The 5,043-nt window shown below is 50.9% G+C and carries 3 protein-coding genes; 1 reads left to right on the forward strand and 2 read right to left on the reverse strand.

All coding sequences use genetic code 11. From position 1 onward, the window contains the following. Positions 1-149: 149 nt before the first annotated feature. Positions 150-1,139: a class I SAM-dependent methyltransferase gene (locus CR492_RS20065; RefSeq protein WP_102845478.1), complete on the reverse strand. Its 990-nt coding sequence runs from the start codon at positions 1,137-1,139 to the stop codon at positions 150-152. 531 nt (positions 1,140-1,670) lie between these two features. Here CR492_RS20065 and CR492_RS20070 point away from each other — a divergent pair. Then, positions 1,671-2,924 (forward strand): O-antigen ligase family protein, encoded by a 1,254-nt coding sequence (locus CR492_RS20070; RefSeq protein ID WP_146030347.1) that lies wholly within the window; start codon positions 1,671-1,673, stop codon positions 2,922-2,924. A gap of 138 nt (positions 2,925-3,062) precedes the next feature. On the opposite strand, the gene CR492_RS20075 is transcribed toward CR492_RS20070, so the two are convergent. Continuing rightward, positions 3,063-4,211, reverse strand: coding sequence for a hypothetical protein (locus CR492_RS20075; RefSeq protein ID WP_146030348.1), 1,149 nt, complete (start codon positions 4,209-4,211; stop codon positions 3,063-3,065). Between the last annotated feature and the right edge of the window lie 832 nt (positions 4,212-5,043).

Consider the following 5,043-nt stretch of genomic DNA (forward strand, 5'->3'; position numbering starts at 1 on the left):
CGTCGTCGGCAGCGTCAGATGTGTATAAGAAGATACAGCTTTTGATTGTCGCAACAAGCTCAACGCGCGCAGAGCGGAAATTCCGCAGCGGTCAACGCGGAACTTGGCATTATAGCTGCGTTTGCTCTCGCAGCGAACACCCGGGTCTTTCAAGAGTTGTTTACAGAATTCGACGGGTTTTTAGAGATCGAATTTTTCCGCTCGTCTTGCGCAAATGCCGGAGCGAATCCTTCGGCCGACGCGGGTCTGTGGGGGTTGCGCGGAAGGTCAACGAGCTTCCATCCGGCGGCCGAAAATTCGCGTCTCAAGATCTGGGATGGCTCCTTCTTAAAAATACAAATTAGAAGCCGTGTCGGTTTGAACAGGCCCAGCGCGCAAAGCGCGTCGAGGACTAATATCATGAGCCGCATCCGCACAAAGACAAGGGAGGTCCATGCAGCGGGCGCGTTTTCGCCTCCTTGTATATATACGTCGTTGATCCCTTTGAAGAAAACGCAAGGCAGATCGAGACCGAGGCAGAGTTTTTCGATCTCGCGCTCCGAAACGGTGTAGACGTAGTTGCCGGATTCTTCATAGCGGGTTTGATCGACGTGGCGCGCTTTCCCCAAAAGGCGCTTCACGATGAAGGCCAGCTTGCCAACCGGACTCTGCCAATAATCATTTGGCTCGACGATGATCACGCCCTTGTTGGCGACCCGCAGCATTTCGTAAAGCGCGGCGAATGGCCGCGGGAAATGATGGTAGGCCTCTTTGCACATGACATAATCGAATTCGCCATCCTGAAAACTCATGCTTTCGGCGTTTTCGGTCGCATAGGCGTCGATGAGGCCGATCTCCTTCGCGCGCTCCAGTCCGCTTGATGCGATGTCGCTCGGAAGAACGTTCTTGACGCCCCTCTTTCTCAGCGCGACCGAATCAAGGCCAAATCGTCCGTCGCCGACGGTGAGCCAAGTGGCCGCATCGCCATCTGCGACGAACAATCTCGCAAATTGATACATCCGGTTGTGACGCCAATTGTCCGAGGTCGTGTCGTCGAGCCAGCTGTTAAGCAGCCCTTCCCCGCCCTCGCCCTGCATCTCCCGGTCGTGTAAATGAAAGGAAGCCTGCAATTTATAAGCTTCTTGATGAAAATCACCCATAACCGATCCTCGCAGGGTCAAACGCGATAGAGCATCAGACGTTCGAGTGAGAAGGTCTATGCTCTAAACTCATATTTGCCTTGTCATTGCGACGCCAGGCGTTTTCGCGTGGCTGCACGACGCCTTGGCGCGACGAAAAAATGCTTCGCGATGCATAAATTGAAGTCGTTTATCGAAGATTTGAGAGGAAATGGGGCGGGTGTAGTTTTCGAATTGGACGCCTGTCAAGGCTTTGCAACGAAGCTGGTGCGAGCTTGCGAAACGGCGCTCCCGCCGATGCTGGAACGGGGATCGAAAATCGAGTAACGATATTCAATGGTTGAGAAAACTCAAAAGACAGTGGGGGCGCAGGCGCCAGCCGGCGCTTTTTAAAGATCGAGGTCAAAAGAAAAGCGGTTGAAGTGATTTGTCTTGGTCGCAACCTCGGCATAACGAAAAGGAAAATTTGCCATTCGACCGAAAGCGGCCATCTTATCCTGAATTGTTATGATGACGTGAAGCTGAATCGAAGCTATAAAAAGAGTTAGCATCATGCCAGAATTAATCGCGTTCCTTGCTGGCTCGATGATACTCGGCACAGCTTTTTTTTCAACGTTCAAGTTAGCAGGATTTACGATATTTGATGTTTTTGCTTTAGCATATTCATTAGTTATGGTCTGTGTGCTGCGGAGCAAGCCGAATCAGATAATAATACTTCAGGTGCCCTTCTGGATATCGTTTGCACTGCTTGGCTCCTTCGTTATTTCGGGGCTGCAGGCAAAGGATCTGTCCGAGCACCTAGCCAAAAGTGCGGTTTTGATGATCGCCTATTGGAATATGTTTATTTTTATATATGTCCTGGCGACCAGCGGTTTATTTTCAAAGGAAATTATTTATAGTATATTTTGTTTGTCAGGAACCATGAGCAGCATCGTATGTATTCTGCAGGGACAATTCGGCAAATATACTTATTTATTTAAAACTGAAGCGCTCGATCTTTGGGATAGATTCCCGGGACTCGCGGAGCACCCGGTCGAAGCTGGAATACTCGGGGCCTATACGGGTTTCCTGGCGCTCGTCAAGACGATCGACGCCAAAACACTTTCAGCCAAGTGCTTCTGGATGGTTGCGCTCGTCATCACATTATACTCAATGAAATTCTCCGGGTCTTTCACGGGCATGTTCACATTCGCAGGCGCCGTCGGGGTCATGCTGGTCGTGCGGCGGGCATGGGTCGCTCTGGCGGTCGTCGCCGGGCTGCTGATGCTGCTGGCGCCCATCGTCTCCAATCCCGACTTTCTCGGCGACTCCTTTATGCGAGAGCGCATCAATGCCCTTCTCTCAGGCGGGACCAACTACGAAACCGTTCAAACGCGTTCGTCGCAGGTTTCCGGCGCCATCGACAAGATGATAAATCATCCGCTGACTCTCCTCTTTGGGTTTGGATATAGCTACGCTGATCTTGTGAGCCTTCAGGGTCTCGATATCCATAATGGAATCGTGTCGGCCTATTTCCATTTCGGCCTTCTGGGGCTGGCGACGAACATTGCGATAATTGTCTATTTATTTCGAACCTTAAGCTTTGAAGACAATAGAAAGGATCAAAGTTTGGTGCTTGGCATATTGTTGATTTTTATCGGCGGATATTTGACCGGCCCCGCATTCTTCAGACGTGCGGTCTGGATGCTTCCTCTCTGCTGCGCCGCTTTTGCAAGGTCTGAGGCGGTCGAGAGGAAAAATGAGCAGGCTCAACTGTTGGAGGAAGAGGCTCACGACTCGGAACGCGTAGCTCGAATTCCTCAATGATGTTTGCCGATTGGTTTGGCGCCCCTTCGGAATCGAGGCTGGAAGCCGGCCCGGATCTGCTTGAGGGCTCTCCGGCGCTTAGCTTTTAATCCAAGCTGCGCCGGAGCGAGATGTCTAAAACCAGAGGGACTGAAGATCTCAGGCCAGCGGGCTACCGCTTGCTACCCAATTATTGTTGATCCAGCCCCACCATCCGGCATCAGTACCCTGATAGACGATGCCGTTGCTATAGACCAGCTTCTTCACCAATGCCGAAAAGCCTGCTGTTGCCCCGTTCTTGTAAACAACTCCTCCAACGAGGGTCCATACGTTCTTGCCAGAGTCGACAATTTGCTGGTTTGCCCCGGTAATGGTTGTTCCATTTGGCGAAATCGCGCCGGGCAACTGCCAGACACGCACATATTGCACTCTCATCGGCGAGCCGACGCCCGTCCCGAGAATGACGACCAAATTCTGCTTGTCTTGAATACTGGCGACGAAGGTTCCTGATGGGGCCGGAACTCCATTGCCTTGGTTGACCCATTTCACGACGTTCGGAGTCGCAACTCCGTCGAAATAAGTTGTGACGGAACCCTGATTATTGTTTGCAGAAGTGCCTGGGATCCAGAGCTGTCCGATGGTGTGGAACTGGGTCCAATCGACGGCCCCGACTTGCACGACGCCATTTGTGTTCGTGACCTTGCAATAGCCGGGGCAGGTTTTATTCAGGAGCCCGTACCAGTCGTGGAGGGCCATGCCGAAGGTTTTTACACCCCCTCCGCTCGTGCCATAATATTCGAAGAAGTCGTTCTCGATATGGTGGTTATAGCCGGTGACCTGTCCGGGCCACTGGGCTTTGCCGGTCAGTTCCTCAAGGGCGTTGGACCAGAACGCAGGCCAGCCCTTGGTCGTGTCTACCTGGGCGGATTTGAGGGCGATCTTGCCTTCGATATAAAAGCCGCCGCCGAACGCCTGACCGACATAACCTTGAGCGTTGCTCGACGGAGCCGCGGTCGCGATTTGGTAATTCGACGATTCATTGGGATTGATTGTCAGCACGCCGGCGCTGTCGATCGAAAACTGCGACGTGGTGGTCTTGGGATAGCCGTACCACTTTGTAACGTACCATTTGAATCCCGCCGCGCCCGTTCCGTTCACATCGACGGTGCTTGAGCTGAACGTTCCATCAAATTTAAGCACGTAGCCCGATCCCGCGGGATTTTTGCCGTCAAACGCGCCTGCTGAGATTGTCAACGTAGCGTACAGTCCCGTCGCCATAGCGGCCCCGGCCGCGAGATTACTCTTCATTACGCTCTCCTTAAGAGGTGCCATTTTCTGGCTCACAGCCGAGCCCAAGCTAAGTGCTGCGCTTTAATGGATGTAAAGTATGACTAAAATATGTAATTGTTAAACTTCATTATTCATCAGTCTTTTTATGCGCGGTGTCAAGCGTTCCCGAAAGACAGGCAGAGTCGCAATAACATGGCTATAATTCGTCGTAATGAAGTGTAATAAGAAACATATCTGTGAAATATAGATAAACTTATAATATAAATGTTTGTAAATATCTATACATTATACTAATAACGGCGAAAGTATGTCACAAATACGTATTTATAGTTGTAATATATGACAGTTTATGGCAAGTTACATCAACAGATATGTAATTTATATAGATAAATATATATATATAAAGTAATATATGCTAAATATACGTTTAATATTGTGAGCATAATGGTCTATTTGCGCGTATTAATTTTTAACACTATAGTATTTATCGGATTCCTGCGCGTGTGGGCCTGAAAAGTCACGATCCAGAGTTAATTTGGCCGCCTCGCTCCCGGACGACTTGCTCCGAGCCGCCGCTAACCTCGAGTGGGCTCGTATCGCACTGTTGGCCGACTCTGCCATCGGGACATGTCGAAAAACTTTCCGAACTCCGGCTTCGGCTCTTTTCGGGCGGGCGCTGTAGCGCTGCTTGGATCAGCATCCAGCGAGCTCGGTGCAAAGCTCTAGGTCCTGTTGACAAATAAGATTCCCAGTCCCGGCTTTCGGTGATTCAACGTTGCTTTCTCAGGGAGGCGGCTTTGATTCGGGACATGATGAGCGACGAGGAGTGGGCGTTCTTCGAGCCGTTTGT

Origin of the sequence: Methylocella silvestris (assembly GCF_002891535.1) — a bacterium.
Lineage (GTDB): Bacteria > Pseudomonadota > Alphaproteobacteria > Rhizobiales > Beijerinckiaceae > Methylocapsa > Methylocapsa silvestris_A.

Excerpts from the sequence above, each read along its gene's own strand:
- CR492_RS20065 (WP_102845478.1), bottom strand. The coding sequence starts at position 1,139 with ATGGGTGATTTTCATCAAGAAGCTTATAAATTGCAGGCTTCCTTTCAT.
- CR492_RS20070 (WP_146030347.1), top strand. The coding sequence starts at position 1,671 with ATGCCAGAATTAATCGCGTTCCTTGCTGGCTCGATGATACTCGGCACA.
- CR492_RS20075 (WP_146030348.1), bottom strand. The coding sequence starts at position 4,211 with ATGAAGAGTAATCTCGCGGCCGGGGCCGCTATGGCGACGGGACTGTAC.